Genomic DNA, 18,769 nt, shown 5'->3' with positions numbered 1-18,769 from the left:
TTCGCAAGGCGAGCGTGTTGACGAACATGCCGACCAGATGTTCAAATTCAGCCTGCGGTCTGCCTGCGATCGGAGAGCCGACGATGATATCGGTTTGGCCCGTATATTTGTGCAGCAGCACATGATAGGCTGCCAGCAACACCATGTACAGGGTCGTGTCTGTTTCCTCCGCCACCTGCCTCAGTTTGCCGACCAAAGAAGTATCTAGGCGCGCAGTTATCTTGTCTCCCGCGAAGCTTTGCAGCGGCGGCCGTGGATAGTCCAGCGGCAGATTCAACACCGGAAGCTCCCCTTGCAGCACATCGAGCCAATACTTTTCCTGGCTCTGCAATGTCTCGCGGTGCTTGCACTGCCAGTTTGCATAGTCTTTGTACTGCATCGGCAACGGTTCCAGCGTCTTGCCTTCGTTGTATAGCGCGGCAAACTCTTGCAAGACGATCTGGAGAGACATACCATCGGCAATGATATGGTGCATATCGAGCAAAAGCAGGTGTTCATCTGTGCCGAGTCGGACTGCTTTCACCCGAAACAGCGGACCGACTCGCAGGTCAAACGGACGGACGAATTGGCGGATAAGCTGGTCGGGAGCTGCTCCGCTCGCTTCCTCATACGTGAAAAAGCCGTCTGCTTTTGGCAGCACTTTTTGCACCACCGTGTCGCCAATCAGCTCGAAGCAGGTGCGCAGCGTTTCGTGCCGGAGGCTCAGTGCGGCAAAGGCTTGCTCGCAGCGGGCTGCGTCAAACGGTCCAGACACAAGAGCCGCCCACGGGACGTTGTAAGCGGTGCCGACGTGTTCGAACTGTGCCAACACATAAAGCCGTTCCTGCTCCGAGGAAAGCCGGTAATACTCCTGTCCGCCTGCTGTCGGAATTAAGGCGACGCTCGTTTTCGGAGAGTGGCGGATGACTTCTGCAAGCTGTTGGATCGTCGGCTGACGAAACAAGGTGTGGATCGGGATAGATACACCAAATGCTTTTTTGATGCGCGAGAGCAGGGCAACTGCTTTTAAGGAGTGGCCACCCAAACGAAAGAAGCTGTCCTTGCGACCTACCTTGCGAATGCCCAGCACCTCTTGCCAGAGCTTTAGCAGCTGTTGCTCGGTTTCGTCTTGCAGCTTCGCTTGCTCAGCTTGTTCTTCCGCTTGTGCCAGTTCCTCGGAAGGTACAGGCAGCGCCTTGCGGTCGACTTTGCCGTTAGGCGTCAGCGGCAAAGCTTCCAGCACGATCACAAACTGCGGAATCATGTAGCCTGGCAGTTCAGCCTGCAAATAATCGTAGATTTGCTCTGTGGTCAAGGAGGATGCGGTGACCACATAAGCGCGCAAGGTTGTGTCTCCCCCGGCGTCCTGTAGCGCGGTGACCACGGCTTCTTTCATTTGCGGGTGGTCGAGCAGCTTTTTCTCGATTTCCTCGATCTCAATGCGGAAGCCGCGGACTTTCACCTGATGGTCGACCCTGCCGATGAAGACGATCTGTCCATCCGGCAGCCTTTTTACGACATCGCCTGTCTTGTACACGACTTTCTCTGGCAGCTCTTTGCTCTGCACGAATCGTTCTTCTGTCAACTCGGGCGCGTTGTAGTAGCCAAGCCCTACCCCGACACCGGCGATGCACAGTTCACCTTCCAGTCCTTCCGGCACGAGACGCATGTCCTTGTCCACGACATACAGCCGGACATTGTCAATCGGTTTGCCGATGGGCAGGTTGGTTTCTCCCTGCCAGTCTTTTCCGCGCAGGCGGTAGTAAGACGCAATATCCGTGCATTCGGTCGGGCCGTAGGTGTTGACGATTTCCGCTTGGCAATCGGCGCTGCGCAGCCACGGCGCGAGCTGGTTCATGTGGATCGGTTCGCCGCCCAAAAACACCCAGCGCAAGCTTCTCAACTTTTGATAATCGTCGTCGGCATTGGCTTCTACCAACGGGTAAAAAGCACTGGGCGTGCAGTTGATCGCGGTAATCCCTTCGCGCTCGATCGTGGCTGACATTTGCTCGTAGTCGTAGAGACCAGGCTCGAAAAGCACCAGACGTCCCCCAGTGATGAGCGGCGCGTACAGGTTTTTTTGCGCCAGATCAAAGCTGGCGGAAGCGATGAGCAGCATCCGGTCGTTTTCGCCCAAGGCAAATTCTCGCGTATACCAGTGCAGCAAGTTGACAAACGAATGCGAGCGAATCATGGCCCCTTTCGGATTGCCAGTAGAGCCGGACGTGTAGAGGACGTACATCAGTTGCTCCGGGTCGTAGGAAAGCGGAAAGTCTTCGCTGGACCACTCACACGCAGCCGCCAACAGGTCTTCCACCGCGACGACCTCGGCTTCTGAATCGGTGATGCGATCTTGCACGGAGCGCTGGACGAGCAATACCTTCGCCTTGGAATGGCGCAGCAAGTAGCGCAGCCGTTCCGCCGGATAGCCAGGATCGACAGGCGTATAGGCAGCGCCTGCTTTCAGCACGCCAAGCAAGCCCGTAACCAGCTCCAGCGAACGCTCCGCCATGACGACGACGACATCCCCTTTGCCGATTCCTTTGCGGTGCAGAGCGTGAGCTATCTGGTTGGATTGGGCGTGCAGCTGCGCGTACGTCAAGCTTTGCTCGCCGAAGACGACGGCGATGTCATCCGGGCGCTGCTCGACCTGCTGCTTCAGCATGTGCGGAATGCTCTGCTCTGCCGGATAAGCTGTAGTTGTCTCGTTCCAGCCGTAGACAAGCCGCTCGCGCTCGTCGGAAGAAAGCATATCCACTTCCGCCATGCGCTGGTCGGCATTCTGGGCAAGCCGTGCCAACAAATGAACGTAGTGGCTCAGCATCCGCTCCATCGAACTCGGCAAAAAGAGACTGACATCATACTCGACTTGCAAAGAGATGCCGTCCTGTTCTAAGTCAAATGCGAGTGCGAAGTCATCCTTTCCCCCGTCTGTATTTGCATGCTGCTTTTTGATGCGTACATCAAAGAGCGGATTTCTGCTCGGATCTTGGGACAACTTCATGGTTTCCAGCAGTTCTTCGTAAAAAAATTGCTTGGAGGCATGAGCCTGCATGCATGTCTGCTCGACTGTCAGCAAAAATTCGCGCCATGTCCTGTCCTGATGCACATGACCAGTCACAACGGCGGTGCGTACTGTGTCGCTACCGCCGGCCTGCTGAAGCGAATCAGACGACCAGCCCACGACGACATGCTCTTGGCCTGTATATTTCGCGAGCAGGAGCATGAAAGCAGCAAGCAGAAAGACTTCCGCAGACACCGTTTCCTTTTCTGCTGCAAGCTCCAGCCTCCTTTTCAACTCCAGCCCAGTCTTGTGCGCGACGACTTCTTTCTGCGTGCCTTTAACGGCTGGCCGTACAAAATCCAACGGCAAATTTAGTGCATGTGTGCCTTGCCAATCAGACATTGACTGTTCGCCATCACCTGGTCGTTGGTCGTTCCTGTTGGCAGCACCAGCAAGCTTCTGCATCATGATTTGCGCTCCTTTTGTATCAAAATAAGAGGATTCACATCACCCGCGCTCGGGGGCAATCGCTGCAAAAAAAGAAGCCATTTGGGCAACAGCAGGCTCTTTGAAAATGGAGAAATGATCTCCCTCGATTTCATGCAAGGTGATGGGGCGATAGAAAAAGGCGTTCCACTTGTTTTCCTCGATAGCCGATTTCTGCGCTTTGACCAAATGAGCCTGGGCAAACACTTTTCGCGGCGGTTGATAGTGGACATAGGCATGCTGCAAATCGATAAACAGATGCACATAACGGTAAAAATCAACTTGCTGGCCGTGGGCATAACCCGGAATCGCCTGCATGATCTCTTTCGGCATCACGGCTTCCATTGTTTCATGCGTCAAGTTGTGCTGCTCCATGTACTGCGCCACCTTTTTGTACAAGCCGTACAACGTCGTTTCCTGCTCCAACTGGGCGCTCCACTCTGCTGCTGTCACTACTTGTGCCATTTGCTGTCTGACTGAGGCCACAACCGCTGGGTCAGGCTGCTGGAGGTGCTGATGCAATTGCGGCGGAGAAGAATCGATCAGGACGAGCATGTCTACCTCATCTCCGTCGGCCTCCAACTGTCTCGTGATTTCAAAAGCGAGCAATCCCCCGAGGCTCCAGCCTGCCAAATGGTATGGACCTTCGCTTTGGACTTTTTTGACTTTTTCCAGATAGTTCTGCGCCAGCGCTTCGATGCTGATTTCCTGACTTTGCGCGTCATGGTTGACCTCTGCCGGAATGCCATAACACGTGAATCTGTCGCCAAGATAGTTGACCAGTTCCAAATAGGCGTCGATACTGCCGCTTATATCGTGAATCAAAAACAAGGACGGAGCTTCGGCAGAGCCTTTGTTGATTAACACCAGGTCGTGATTGCCGCCTGCTGATGCTGGCGACGCCTCCAATTGCAGGTAGGCGGCGATTTCTGCGATCGTCGGCTTGGTGTAAACGGCGCTAACGGGAACATCCATGTTTAACTCGCGGCGAATTTGCGAAGCAATCAAAATGATTTTCAACGAATTGGCCCCGACGGAGAACAAGTTGGTGTGAACGCCAAGCTGCTCGACATGCAGCACTTTTTGGCAAATGTCTGCCAGCTTCTTTTCCAGCTCGCTTTCAGGCAGTTCATCCGCAGTGAACTCCACCTCTACAACAGGCGTCGGCAGCAGCTTTCTGTTTACTTTTCCGCTGGCCGTTAACGGGATTTCCTCTATCGCCACAATCGCATCCGGTACCATGAAGCGCGGCAATCTTTTGGCAAGATAGCTCTTCACCTCATCCGGCTTGACCTCGTCTCGGGGCACGTAATAAAGGCAGAGCAGCTTCTCTTCGGCCGCACTCGTTTTGATCGCGGCTGCGGCTGACTCAATTTCTGGCAGCTCCAGCAGCGCATTCTCGATTTCGCCCAATTCAATGCGCACGCCCCTGATTTTGACCTGCTCATCAATACGGCCGAGGTACTCGATGTTGCCATCCGGCATCCAGCGGACGAGGTCTCCGCTTCGGTACATTCTGTTGCCAGGACTCCACGGATCGTCGACAAATTTTTGCGCCGTGATCTCGGGCTGATTCAAATACCCTCTTCCTACCCCGATCCCGGAAATCATCAGCTCTCCTGCCACGCCAATCGGCTGGAGGCCGTCTTTTTGATCCACAACGTACAGGCGGATATTGTCAATGGGCTTGCCCACAGGAATAATCGTCCGCGCAGGACGCACTCCGTAGTCAGCGGAGCAATCGAACCACGACACCTCGACAGTGGTTTCGGTCGGGCCGTACAAGTTGATGAGTCTCGCCCCGGTTCGCGCATGGATCATCCGGTTGAAGGCGTTGACGGTACTCGGGAGCAGCGCTTCTCCACTCGCAAACAGGAAGCGAAGACTGGACAGCCGTTCTGTTTCCTGCTCGATGCGCGGTTCTATATAGGAAAGAAAGCTGCTCAGCATGGAGGGAACGAAGTGCATAAGCGTGATGCGCTCGCGAGCGAGCGTGGCGAGAATGACTTCGGGATCTTTCTCCATGCCAGGCGCCAGGAAGCAGACTCGCGCCCCGTGGAAATACCATCCGAACAGCTCCCAGACGGAAACATCGAAGGTAAACGGTGTTTTTTGCAAAACGCAGTCATCTGCTGTGATCGGAAATTGTTTGTGCATCCAGGCAATCCGGTTGACCACGGAACGATGCTCGATCATGACGCCTTTTGGCTGGCCAGTGGAGCCAGAGGTGTACATGATATAGGCCAGATCAGCAGGAGTGCTTCTCGGCGCCAGATTGGAATCGTCATGGGCGTAGAAGGCGGGCTCTTTTACGTTCACGTACAGCGACTTCACATGCGGGCTGCTGTCCTGCACGTCCCGATCAACGAGGACGACCTTGGCCTGGCTGTCCTCCAGCAAAAACGTCACCCGATCTGGCGGATAGTCCGGGCTGATCGGCAAATACGCGCCGCCCGCCTTCAAAATCGCCAACAAAGATACCATCATGTCGACAGACCGCTCCAGCATGACGCCTGCCGTTACGCCAGGGCCAACGCCTTTGTCCACGAGCACTCTCGCCAGCTGATTGGCCTTTTGGTTCAGCTCGCGATATGTGAGCGATTGATCTGCGCAACTAACGGCAAGCTTGTCCGCATACAGCTCAACTCGCTGCTCGAAGATCGCTTGCAACGTTTGTTCTGTAGGCAAATCAGCCGTTTCCTTGTTAAAAAAGTGCAAAATATGGTGTCGCTCGGCTTCTGTCAGCAAGCTGAACTCTTCCAGCTTGCGCGCTGGCTGCGAGAGGACCGCTTCCAGCAGGATGGTGAAGTGTTCGCCCATTCGCTGAATCGTGCCGGGATCGAACAATTCCATGTTGTATTCCATGTTCAGGCAGATAGCTCCCGAATCGAGAAAGTAGATGCCGCAGGCAATATCTTGACTGTTCCCGCTCTGTAATGTATCGCCTTCCGCTCCGATGATCGATTCCGTCACAGAATCCATCTCCGTGTGGATATTCAGCGAGACGCGATACAAAGGATGGTCTGTCTTGGACACGCCATGGTGTCGGCAAATGCTTTCCTCCAGCTCATCGACGTCGTACTCCTGATGCTCCAGCGAACGGATGAGGCTGTTTTTGACCTGTTGCAAATATTCCGGAAGCGCTTGTTCCGGAACAGCCTGAAACCGGATCGGAACGGTTCGCAAAAACACGCCGATGCTGTTTTCAAGCCCACTGTAGCGGCGTGAAGACAGCATCCCCAGGGTGATATCGGTTTGCGCGCAATATTTGGAGAGAAGCAGGCCGTAAACGGCCGTCAGCAAAATGCTTAGTGTGACTTGATGCTGTTTGGCGACGGTCTGAATGGCCTCTGTCGTCTGTTCACTCAAATAGAAGTTTTTGTTGCCATACGTCGAGATCAGGCCATTGCTACGAGGACGATCAAGCGGCAGATTCAAAACGGGCAGCTCGTCGGCAAACATATCCAGCCAAAAAGCTTTCTTTTCCTGATACGCTTCCGACTTTTCCAGTTCGTTTTGCCATACGCAATAATCGGCGTATTGCAGTTGCATCTTGGGCAGCAGTTCTCCCTTGCTGATGCACTCCAATTCGTGATACACCAGTCGAAGCGAAGAGGCGTCGAAAATAATATGGTGAAAATGCAAAATCAACAGACTGCCTTCTCCCGGCAAGCGAACCAGGCCAATCCGAAAGAGTGGGAGCTGGTCAAGTGTGTACGGCCGATTGATTTCGGCCACGCATTTTCGAATGAACTCCTCCTGCAACGCTTTTTCCGCCGGGGCTTCCCAGTAAAGCAGTCGAAAAGAATCCGCTTGCGACTCGTCGTGAACGAACTGAACGACTGCGTCAGCTTGAATGCCGACTGTGGTGCGCAGCAATTTGTGTCTTTTCATTATGTATTGAAAAGCTTGCTCCAGCTCAGACGGCTCGATCTCATGCTCCACTCTGCGAATGTCGATAACGGCATTTTCAAGCCCGTCGAAATAGGCAAAGAACATCTTTTTTTGTGTCCAGGAAACAGGGTAGTAAGGTCTGTCCGGGACAGGCTTTATGAAAGAAATCGCGTCGTCCTGCGAACTGCGGATGTATGCCGCCAGCTCCCTGATGGTGAGATGGTTGAAGATGTTTTCCAAAGAGATTTCGCTATCAAACTCCACGCCGATTCTGACCTCAAGCTCCAGCGCTTTTAGCGAGTGGCCGCCGACTTCGAAAAAATTGTCGTCAATGCCCACGTCGCTTCGCTGGAGGACATCCAGCCAAATCGCTTTCAGTCTTTCTTCGACATCGTCAAGCCTCGTCTGGGTGGTTCCGTTCATCGTCTGCTTTCCCCCTTCTGGATAAAAAGGAACGGGTCCCGGCGCTTGTGCTCCGGTACCCGTCCTTCTCCACATCAGCTATCGAGAAATTTTTTCGGCCCTGGGTGGGCTATACGAGCTTTGCTTTTGTGCTCGCTTGCAGTTCCCTGACCGTTTGGGCGATCCCTTTGACCGATTCCGCATCACCCAGCAGTGCCCGATGATGAATCCAGATGACCTCTTCGGCAATTTTCTTCGAGACAGGGCAGTGCAACTGGTTCGGGAAAGCGTAGTTATCGCCCAGATCGGCGACGAACTGCTTGAAGATTGGCGTATCGTGAATCTGCGTGTAGGCAATGTAAGCGGGAATGCCTTGTTCGTTCAGCATTTCCACAAACCGCTCTCTTGTGATCCCGCCAAATTCGACCGGATTGTAGTAGAACATGTACATGTAGTGCGTATGGATCGTGCACTCTTCTTGACGGATTTGCGGAATGATGCCATCGATTTCCTTCATTTCCGCATCGAGAACTTGCGCATTGTACTCGCGGCGCTTGTTTTGCTCAGCGAGGCGCGCGGTTTGCGGCAGCAGGACAGCAGCCTGAAATTCGGAAATCCGATAGTTGGAACCTTCGACAAGGTGCTGATACTTTTTGTCGCCAACTGGACGGCCCACATTGTGGTACAGGAAAGCCTGGTCATACAAATCTTGAGCATTCGTGATGAGCGCGCCGCCTTCTCCCGCCGTCATCAGTTTAAATTGCTGGAAGCTGAACACCCCGGCATCACCCATGCTGCCTGCGCGTTTTCCTTTCCATTCACCGCCGTGCGCGTGGCAGGCGTCTTCAATAATAAACAGATGAAACTCATCGGCAATCTGCTGGAGCTGGTCCATATCGCACAGGTGTCCCGCCATATGCACAGGAATCATCCCGACTGTGCGCGGCGTAACCGCTTCCCGCACTTTTACCGGATCGAGGCAAAAGGTGCCGGGGTCTACGTCTACAGGGACAGGGATCGCGCCCAAGCTGATGACTGGCAACGCCGTCGAGATAAAGGTAAAAGCCGGAACGATCACTTCATCACCCGGCTTGACTCCCAGGCTCTGCAAAGCCAGCTTGATCGCGTGTGTTCCGTTTGTAACGGCCAGCGTATGCTTGGCGTGGTGCATCTGGGCAAATACTCGTTCAAATTCTTTTACTTTTGTGCCGGACATGCGCCACCATTGATTGCTGCGCAACGCTTCCAACAATTCTTTTTCCTGGTTTTCATCTGCCATTGGCCAGCTTGGGAATCTTTCTGTCAGGTTACTCATTTGCGAACACCTTCCATTTCTTTATTTTTTTCAAACATTTGCAAACCGTAAGCGATCCCGCCCCAAAGTGCCGCATCGTCTCCCAGGGCGGAAAGTTTTACGCGGACATTCTGCTGCGGCAGGGTGCCGAGGAACTGTTGAACGCGTTTTTCCAGGGAGCGATAATGTTCCGGAAATCTGCTTGCCATGCCGCCGCCGACGACAACCATATCCGGGTCGAACAGGCGCACAGCGTTGGCAATCCCGATCGCCAGCATTCGCAAGGAATCGTCGACGATTGCCTGTGCTGTTGCGTTTCCCGCAGCGGCCAAATGAAACACGTCACTCGCTTTTGCAACCGACAGCCCTTTGGCTTGCGCGATGCGTTCCACCGCCCGGCCAGACGCGTACATTTGCAAGCAGCCGAACCCTCCGCAGGGACATTTTTCTCCCCAAGGATCGACCGTGATATGGCCCAGTTCTCCGCTTGCGCCCCTTGCCCCTGTATACACATTGCCCTGCCATACAAGCGAGCTGCCAATTCCGGTCCCGACTACTGTATACAGCAGATGTTGGACCGAGTGCTCAAGGCCAAAAGCATACTCGCCGAGCGCCGCGAGATTGGCATCGTCAAACAGCACGACAGGCTTGCCTGCCAAGGCGGCGAAAGTATCGCGGAAGGCAAAGCCGTTCCATTCCGGACGATTTGGCCAAGTGACAATGGTTCCTGCGGCATCATGCACAGCAGCCAGCCCGATTACAATGCTGCGTATTTCCATCTGCGCCCTCTGTTCCCAGCCTTCGATGACGCTGATGACTTGCGAAATGGCTTGCAGCGGTTCGATTTCCTGCCCCAATTCCAGCCGGGCAGTTTCCAGCATCGTGGCGCCACCGAGAGCGAAGAGCGCCATTCTCGCCGTAGAACCGCCAAGATCAACAGCGACGAGTCCAGCGCTCATGTGACAACAAGTCCTTTGCGCACCGATTGATAGAGAAGCTCGATCAGTCGAACCACTTTTTCGCCATCTTGTGCAGAGGGAACGGGCTGGCTTTTTTCGCGGATACACGCCACAAACTGCTCCGCCTGGCGTTGAAAAGCAACAAGCGGATCTGGCTTTGCAGGCAAGGGAAAATACTGGACCTCTTGACCAGCAAACGTCAGCAGCAAATGGGGCTGTTTGTACAATCCTTGATCGCTGAAGCCGAACAAGGTATTCAGCGTCAAGCTTCCCCGCTCGCCCTTCAGATGGATTTGCACAAAATCTCCTGCTACATCGTCCTGCCAGCTTACATGCACCTTGCCGAGCATACCGTTGGCAAACTGAATCATGCCTACTGCCGTATCCTCCACTTCAACCTTTTCCGATTCAGAGCTGCCCAGCCAATTGCTGTACCCTTCCTGAGTGAAAACCGGACGGGAATGGAAGCTGCCCAGGCAAGCAACAGGCTCCTCGGCACCCGTCAAAAAAAGCAGCTGGTCGAGCATATGGCTACCCAAATCGATGAGGACGCCCCCTCCCGAAAGCTGCTTTTGCGTAAACCAGCTTCCCGGTCGGGGAATCCCTCTTTTGCGGCGCCAGCTGACTTCGCAGATTTGCACCTCGCCAATTTGCCCGGCTGCGATTCGTGAACGAAGCTCCCGGATATCGTCACGGTAACGGTTGACAAAGCCCATCATCAAAACGGTTCCGGTTTCTTCTGCCAGATGGCGCAATGACTCCGCTTCTTTCGCTGTGGTCGTCATCGGCTTTTCACACAGCACGTGGATGCCTTTTTCCAGGAAGTGCTTGGCGATTTCGTAGTGGGTGTGATTGGGCGTACATAAAATGACGGCATCCAAAGGGACCTGTCCGATCTCGCTTAGACGTGAGCACGCCGCCGCTCCCGCCTGTTCGGCCAGGCGCGCAGCCCGTGCCTCGTCCGTATCGTATATCGCTCGCACGGACACGTTATCAAGCGACAAAAAGCACGGGAGATGCGCGTGTTCAGCGATCCACCCGGCTCCGACAATCCCTATGGACATGTGACGTTGTTCGGCCAAAGCATTCATCCTCTTCATCTGTCATCTGTTGGTTCTGACTCATTCGTTTATGCGAAAGGTTTTTCCTTCCTTTTTATCCGCTTTTTATCAAAAATTTCCTGTTTGTCCCGATGCTGTCGAGCATGTCAAAAGCTCAAGCGTGAGCGACGCTACGCGCTTTTCTTTTTCGTACATGCCGCCGAGCAGCTCTCGCAACGACTCGATTTCGCGCTGATGCGCCGGGGTGGAAGCCTTGCTGTAGCAGCTCTTGTAATAACATTTGATCAGCGAGTTTCCGAATAACTCCCACTCCTGGCACAGCGTTTGATACTCGCTGCTCAGCTGCTGAAATTCTTGCTCGCTCACCCAGTTTTGCTTATGCAAGATCAAAGGCAAATGAACGGTAGACTTGCGAAAGAAATACGGGTTTTTGAGCGCCACCGCCTTGCGCTGAAACTGCGAAAGGGAAATCCCGAACAATCTCGCCTCCAGGCTGTCTGCGAATTGCTTGATCGCAGACAGTCCGTACGTTGTGGAAATGAGCGAATTTCCTGCATGATCGGTTTTGTATGTTTTGCACTCTTCCCGCAGAAGCGTCTGGAGATTCGCGCTAATCAGCTCTTTTGTGCACCTGGAAAAAAACGCCACCTCTTCTTGCTCCTTTACGCGCGTGACAATCAGGGAAGACGTCTGCGCGGCTGCAAAGGCCCGGTCGAAGCAATCGTAGGGAAGCGCGTATGGTTCCATTTTGCTCGGCTGCATGCAATCCTCAATCAACAGATAAGATTTCGTCTGTTCGTCGTAGCCGTACAGAAAAGCAGGGTGAATTTGCCGGTGCTTTTCCGCGTCCACGCCAGAAGGGTAATGAAAGCGGTCCAAATCGACAAACACGTAATATCCGCTGTGCAAAAACTGCTTGATGGCCAAGTGCACACTGTCTGCTGGTTCCAAGGAGTGGGTTTGGAAATCCAGCACAGAAGAAAAATCCAGCGCGCGGACAACGTCCAGCAGCAGGCTTCCTTCTTCATGCGCCTGGCTGCTGTGCTCTGCCGCTTCCTGACTGCCGTCGTCTGCGACGGAATGTAGCTGATACTGTGCTTGCGCCAGGCACGGGGCGTACGCGAAGTTTTTGTCGTGGTTCATCAATATCGAAATCAAATTGTTGTTAACACAATTCACCCATGTGCCGTTGAATGGCTCAACGGGTAGCGAAAACGCTTCCAATGCTTCTCACCTCCGCGATCATGCTAGACTTGCTCGCTGATCTCTCTGATCAGCAGATCGGCTTCGTCCGCCGTTATTGTGCCTTGCTCCAAATCATTCATGATTTGCTCGATCGTCATGCTGCGTTTTGCCGGGGTGGCGCGCTTTCGCTCCAAATAAGCCGCCATATCGTGAACGGTCGGATACGAAAAAATATCCGAAATCATGAAGACGCCGGGATAGGCTGCGTCCAGCTCCTTTTGCAGTCTGACCGCGAGCAGCGAATTGCCGCCCAAGTCCTCGAAGTTGGCAAAAATGCTGATCTCTTCAAGTCCCAGCACTCTCGCCAAGATGTGCGCGATCTCCTGGTCCCACGCCGTAATCTCCTGATGGTCTGCTTCTTTAATGATCGTAGTTTCTGTGGCTGACGAGTCTGCCGGATAGCTGCCGCTGCCAATCGCCTGCGTGACGGCCCTCTCGATGGTTTCTCCCAGCACGTAATCGTGCACCAGACTGTGCCCGATCGTCTCCTTCGCAAGTCGGCGCTTCAACTGGCCGACGATGATCTGGCATTGCTCTGCGTGCAAAAGCTCTGTGAAGATCGCCGCCCCTTGTCTGGGCGTAAGGCTCTCGAACAGGCTCTGGCGGTTGTCGGCTTGGTAGGCTTGCCCCATCCCCACTTCTCGCCAGAGCGGCCAGTTGATCGTCAGCGCCTTTCTGCCTGCTTGGCGCATGTACGCGGCGTACAGGTCGAGGTAACTGTTGGCCGCAACGTAATCGCTCTGCCCGATGCCGCCAGTTACGGTGTGCATGCTGGAAAACATCACAAAGAAATCGAGATTGTCCGCTTCGGTGAGCTGATCGAGCAGCCGGGTGCCTTTTACCTTGGCAGCCAGCACTTCCCGGATGCGGCTTTCCGGTTTGCGCACTAGCAGCCCTTCTCCGGCTACGCCCGCACAATGAATCACGCCATGGATTGTGCCAGACTCGGTGCGGATCGTTTCCAGCAGTTGCCTGAGCTGACTCTCTTCGCTAATGTCTGCCGCGTGAATCTGCACGCTCGCACCCTGTTTTTCCATCTCGCGGATAGAGGCGATCTGCTGGATTCGCTGCTGATCTGCTCCTGCCGCTTCGATCTCCGTCCACGTTTCGCGCGCAGGCAATCCTTGGCGGCTGATGAGGTGGAGGTTTACCGGATGCAAGCGGCTGAGCTGCTTGCCGATTTCCAGGCCCAGTCCTCCGGTTCCGCCCGTAATTAGGTAGACGCCGTTTGCTTTGATTGCGTCCCTGTCTTCTGCTGCTGCCAGTGTCGTTTCCTGCAAACGCTCCACATATCGCTGGTTGTGGCGATACGCTACCTGATACGGGGCAGCTGCGACCGCAAATTCCTCCACGACCTTATGTGGATCGGTATGGGCGTCGACATCGATGAACCGGATGCGAACGTGCGGAAACTCTTCTCGTGCCACTTTGCCAAGACCGAGCAAGCAGCCATGCTCCGGCCGCAGAGTGATCTCATCGCCTGTCACGCGGTTGGCGTAGTCGCCGACGAGGATGATTTCCCATTCCTCGCCGTTACTTGGCTGAGCAGACAGGCTGTCGAGCAAGTAATACAGACTGTAAAAGCCTCTTTGCTCGGCGTCATCGAATCCTTTTGCCTCTGTGGCTCTGGCGTCCGTCATGCTCAGCAGATGAATGATCTTCCTGACCTTTTTCGCCTGCTGTTGCCATTGCGGCCACAAGTGATGGTAGTCCTCGCGCTCCTTGACCTGCCCCGCTTCTTTTCCGAAGCCGACTTCAATTACTTCTCCGTAGACAGCGCCAAGCTGCTGCCGAAGCCGCTCCGCCAGCTCGCCTTCCCCTGTGAACACGACGACCGTTTCGTCCGCTTTTTCTGGCGCAGGGGATGCTGTTTGCACCTCTTGGACGATCCAGTCTTTTTCGTAATAGCTCGCCGCCGTCAACTGCGTGCGCACTTGCTTGATCGTGTATCCTTCGATTTCCACAAGCACCTCGCCAGCGGGATTGACGATGTCGATGTCAAAAGTCGCCGTCTGATTTCCTTCCCCCAGCTCCCGCTGACGCACATAGCTGTAAATGGCGGAAGGGATCGGGCCATAGACGCGAATTTCCTGATAGTAAAACGGCAAATACAGCTGCTCATCAATGCTGCGTATCGCAATGTTCGCCGCGTTGTCCAGCATCGCCGGATGATAGTGGTAGTGCGCTGCTTCTGCGCGTTGCGACTCGGAAAGCTCGATGGCAACCAGGCACTCCTTCTCGCCAACCCGCAGCTCCTTGATGTTGTTCCAGTGCGCTCCTGTCGTGATAAAGCCCCCATCTGTCTGCAAGTCCGGCGTGTCGCGAGCCGCAGGGAACGCCTTTTGGAGAGCCGCCAAATCTACGCGCTTTTGCTCCTGCATAGGGCGGCACAGCTTCCCTTCCGCGTGCTTGCGCCACGAGCCATCTGTCTGATCTTTGCTGGCGATGTAGAAGTGATGTTCACCGTCCGCTTTTTTCAGCGTGATTTGCAGCTCGTGGCTCTGCCCTTCCTGAAGCGAAAAGGGCTGCAAAAAGGCAAGCTCCTTGATGACGGTAAGCCCGCCCTGCTGCCTGCCGACCTCCAGCAGCAGCTCGATGTAGGCCGTGCCAGGCAATACGTACTCGTTGCCTACTCGATGCTCGCTCACGACCCAGTCTGTCGCCACAGAAAAAGAGGTCGTGTACACCGTCTGCTCAAGGCTGTCGCACGTTGTCCCGCGAAGCAGCGGGTGCCCTGTCGTTTGCGGCACGGCTTGCCGATAGCCTTGGCTGCTGCTTTCCACCCAGCAACGCGTTTTCTGAAACGGATAGACGGGCAGACTGAGACGGCTGCAGCTGGCTGGGTCGTACATCCGTTTCCAGTCGATCGCTGCTCCCAAGACGTACAGTTCGCCCAAAGCCAAGTAAAAGGAAGCGTCTTTTCCTTGCGCAGTCTTGGCTGTCAGCAAGTCCTCTCCTTGCCGGGACAGCTCCTGCTTCTCCCGCTCGGTCCATTTTTTCTTCGCGCCGTGCTGTTGCTCTGGTGCTCCTCCGCTGACGACGATCTCGTGTACCTGGTACAATACTTGCTCGCCGGAAGCAAGCCCGTGTCGTTTCAGGTGCCCCAGCTTGGCGAGCAAATCGTCGTAGCTGGTGAAAATGATCGCCAAGCGATGGCTGTAATGGCCGCGTCCCGTGCTCGCCGTATAGCACAAATCTTCCAGATCAAGCTCCCGGTTTTGCGATAAATGCGCGACATATTCCTCGACGAGCTTGAACAGCACCGCTTCGTCTTTGGCAGACAGCGGAAGCAAATAGAGCGAAGGATCGACGCTCTCCGGCTTTTGCTGCCTGGCGGGTACTTCTCCTACGACCATGTGGCAATTGGTGCCGCTAAAGCCAAACGAGCTGATCCCGGCGATTCGCGGTTCGCCCGCAGTCGTCCACTCCTGGAGACGATCATTGACATAGACAGGGGAAGCAAAGAAATCAATGAACGGATTCGCTTCCAAAAAGTTGATGCTCGCCGGAAGCTGGCCCTGGCGGATCGCCAGCATCACTTTGAGCAACGATGCCAGCCCCGATGCCCCAACCGTATGTCCGATATTCGTCTTGACGGTCCCGATCGCGCAAAACTGTTTTTTCTTCGTATGGCGGGAAAACGCTTTGACCAGTCCGTCAATCTCGATCGAGTCTCCCAATTTGGTTCCGGTGCCATGTGCTTCGATGTACGAGATCGCTTCGGCGGCAACTCCGGCTTCCTGCCACGCTTGGCAAATGACTTCTTCCTGCGCGCGCGAGTTTGGTGCCGTGATTCCGTCCGATGTTCCGTCGTTATTTACGGCGCTTCCTTTTATCACACCGTAAATGTGGTCCCGATCGCGAAGCGCGTGCTGCAACGGCTTGAGGATGACGACGCCGACTCCTTCTCCCCAAACCGTTCCGTTTGCCCGCTTGTCGAAGGTGCGGATGAGATAATCTTCCGACTCGACAAGACCGAGCATCGGATTTTTGATCGGGCTGTAATTGAGGTGAATCCCTCCGGCAATCGCCATGTCGCAAACGCCGGACTGAATCGCCCGGCACGCTTCATGAACGGCGACCAGTCCCGATGAGCACGAGGTGTCGATGACCAGGCTTGGCCCTTTTGCATTCAGCCAATACGAAATCCGGCTCGACAAGATCGCTGACCAGGTGCCGGACAACAGCAGCGGGTCTTTTTCCGCCGCATTGTCCCGGTACCATTGCCCCCACGTATGATCCGTGCCGATGTAGACGCCTGTATTCGTTCCGCTCAGCTCTTTGTAGTAGTATCCGGCGTCTTCGATCGCTTGATAGGACGTTTCCAGCATCAATCGTTGCATCGGGTCCATGAATTTCGCTTCGACAGGCGAGATTTGGAAAAAGCCGGGGTCAAACTGATCGATTCGCTCCAAATACCCGCCTTTAAAAAACCATTGATTTTTGTCGTTTTTGCCCCATAAACGCTCGTCGATGCAATCGCGAACGCGTGAATCGGGAAACTCGTCGATGCAATTTTGCTGATGCTTCAGTTGCTCCCAAAAGCGGGCGAGGTTTTCTCCTTTTGGAAATTTGCCTGCCATGCCGATAATCGCGATTTCTTTGTCCGCTATCGGCTCGGTCAGCTTTTGACACTGCGCAAGCAACGCGGCAGCATCGGTCGGATGTATTTTTTGCGAAGCGACCAGTTCGAAAATGAGTTGTTCTACTGCCGTCATTACACACCTCCCCCTTTGTTTTTGTAGGCGCCGAGCGCTTCGTGTACGGAGATTTCCCGGCTGGCCAGCCGCTGTAGCAAATCCAGCGTCGTCGTTTCGCTGGCGGCATCTGCGGCACCTGCACTAGGCTGCTGCTTGCTATCTATGTAATCAGCCATCTCCGAGATCGTGGAATAAGTGAACACATCGGAAATATTGAGAATTGGCCCGTACGTTTCTTCGAGAAGCCGGAACAAATAGACAGCCAGGATAGAATTGCCTCCCATGCTGTTGAACTTGGCGGAAACGCTGATTTCTTTGACGCCGAGAACTTGCGCCCAAATTTTCGCGACTTCTCTTTCTGTCGCAGACAAGCTCGTTTCGTCCTGATCCAAAATGCGCAGCGGCTGCTGCTCGCCAGGACGATCCGCTTTTTCCTCGCGTGGAGCTTCGAGCTGTCCGCGGAAAAAGCTTGCCAGCGAATCGCTCAGGACGTAATCGTGCGCCAGACTGTGTCCGATCGTCTCTTTCGTGAGTCGGCGCTTCCATTGACCGACGATGATCTGGCTTTGGTCGGCGTGCAAAAGCTCTGCAAAGATCGCCGCCCCTTGTCTGGGCGCAAGGCTCTCGAAAGGACTGTGGCGATTGTCCACATCATACGCCTGCCCCATGCCTACGTCTCGCCAGAGCGGCCAGTTGATCGTCAGCGCCTTTCTGCCTGCTTGGCGCATATAGGCGGCGTACAGGTCGAGGTAGCTGTTGGCCGCGACGTAATCGCTCTGGCCTGCACCGCCAGTCACCGTGTTCATGCTGGAAAACATCACAAAGAAATCGAGATTGTCCGCTGCGGTGAGCTGATCGAGCAGCCGGGTGCCTTGCACCTTGGCAGCCAGCACTTCCCGGATGCGGCTTTCCGGCTTGCGCACAAGCAACCCTTCTCCGGCGACGCCCGCACAATGAATCACGCCATGGATCGCTCCAGCTTCTTTGCGAATGTTCTCAAGCACTTGCCGAAGCTGGCTTTCTTCGCTAATGTCTGCCGCGTGAATCTGCACGTGCGCGCCCTGCTTTTCCATCTCGCGAATAGAAGCGATCTGCTGGATTCGCTGCTGATCTGCTCCTGCCGCTTCGATGTCCATCCACGTCTCGCGCGCAGGCAAGCCTTGGCGGCTGATGAGGTGGAGGTTTACCGGGTGCAAGCGGCTGATCTCTTTGCCGATTTCCAGGCCCAGTCCCCCGGTTCCGCCTGTAATTACGTAGACGCCGTCTGCTTTGATTGCGTCCCTGTCTTCTGCTGGTGCGAGTGTCGTTTCCTGCAAACGCTCCACATATCGCTTGTTGTGGCGATACGCTACCTGATACGGGGCAGCTGCGACTGCAAATTCCTCCACGACCTTACGCGGATCGGTATGCGCGTCGACATCGATAAACCGGATGCGAACGTGCGGGAACTCTTCCCGTGCTACTTTGCCAAGGCCAAGCAAGCAGCCGTGCTCCGGCCGCAGGGTGATCTCGTCGCCTGTGACGCGGTTGGCGTTGTCGGCGACGAGGATGATTTCCCATTCCTCGCTGCTACTCGGCTGGGCAAACAGACTGTCGAGCAAGTAATACAGACTGTAAAAGCCTCTTTGCTCGGCGTCATCGAGTCCTTTTGCCTCTGTGGCGCTGGCGTCCGTCATGCTCAGCAGATGAATGATCTTCCTGACCTTTTTCGCCTGCTGTTGCCATTGCGGCCACAAGTGATGGTA

General features: G+C 54.8%; 8 protein-coding genes. All 8 read right to left on the bottom strand.

Going from position 1 to position 18,769, the window contains the following annotated elements; translation table 11 throughout:
• Positions 1–3,451: amino acid adenylation domain-containing protein (locus DEP07_RS16635; protein WP_287102761.1), on the bottom strand; the 3,451-nt coding region annotated here is incomplete at its 3' end.
• A 39-nt stretch (positions 3,452–3,490) separates the two neighbouring features.
• Complete coding sequence (locus DEP07_RS16630; protein ID WP_287102760.1) at positions 3,491–7,786, bottom strand: non-ribosomal peptide synthetase; 4,296 nt, start codon at positions 7,784–7,786, stop codon at positions 3,491–3,493.
• A 109-nt stretch (positions 7,787–7,895) separates the two neighbouring features.
• Positions 7,896–9,080, bottom strand: a complete 1,185-nt coding sequence (locus DEP07_RS16625; RefSeq protein WP_254223105.1) for a DegT/DnrJ/EryC1/StrS family aminotransferase — start codon at positions 9,078–9,080, stop codon at positions 7,896–7,898.
• A complete protein-coding gene (locus tag DEP07_RS16620) occupies positions 9,077–10,018 on the bottom strand; it encodes an ROK family protein (protein WP_280648882.1) in 942 nt (313 codons plus the stop codon). Before DEP07_RS16620 ends, DEP07_RS16625 begins: the two co-directional genes overlap by 4 nt.
• Positions 10,015–11,100 (bottom strand): Gfo/Idh/MocA family protein, encoded by a 1,086-nt coding sequence (locus DEP07_RS16615; RefSeq protein ID WP_280648883.1) that lies wholly within the window; start codon positions 11,098–11,100, stop codon positions 10,015–10,017. The genes DEP07_RS16620 and DEP07_RS16615 overlap by 4 nt, the downstream gene beginning before the upstream one ends.
• 87 nt (positions 11,101–11,187) lie before the next feature.
• Positions 11,188–12,303 (bottom strand): hypothetical protein, encoded by a 1,116-nt coding sequence (locus tag DEP07_RS16610; protein WP_287102759.1) that lies wholly within the window; start codon positions 12,301–12,303, stop codon positions 11,188–11,190.
• Positions 12,304–12,326: 23 nt separating this feature from the next.
• Positions 12,327–17,042: a type I polyketide synthase gene (locus DEP07_RS16605; protein ID WP_287102758.1), complete on the bottom strand. Its 4,716-nt coding sequence runs from the start codon at positions 17,040–17,042 to the stop codon at positions 12,327–12,329.
• The coding region (locus DEP07_RS16600) for a beta-ketoacyl reductase (RefSeq protein WP_287102757.1) at positions 17,042–18,769 on the bottom strand (1,728 nt) is incomplete at its 5' end. The genes DEP07_RS16605 and DEP07_RS16600, both read right to left, overlap by 1 nt.

Source organism: Brevibacillus sp. (assembly GCF_003521185.1).
In the GTDB taxonomy this organism is placed as follows: domain Bacteria; phylum Bacillota; class Bacilli; order Brevibacillales; family Brevibacillaceae; genus Brevibacillus; species Brevibacillus parabrevis.
This window is presented reverse-complemented; position numbering and strand designations above follow the sequence as displayed.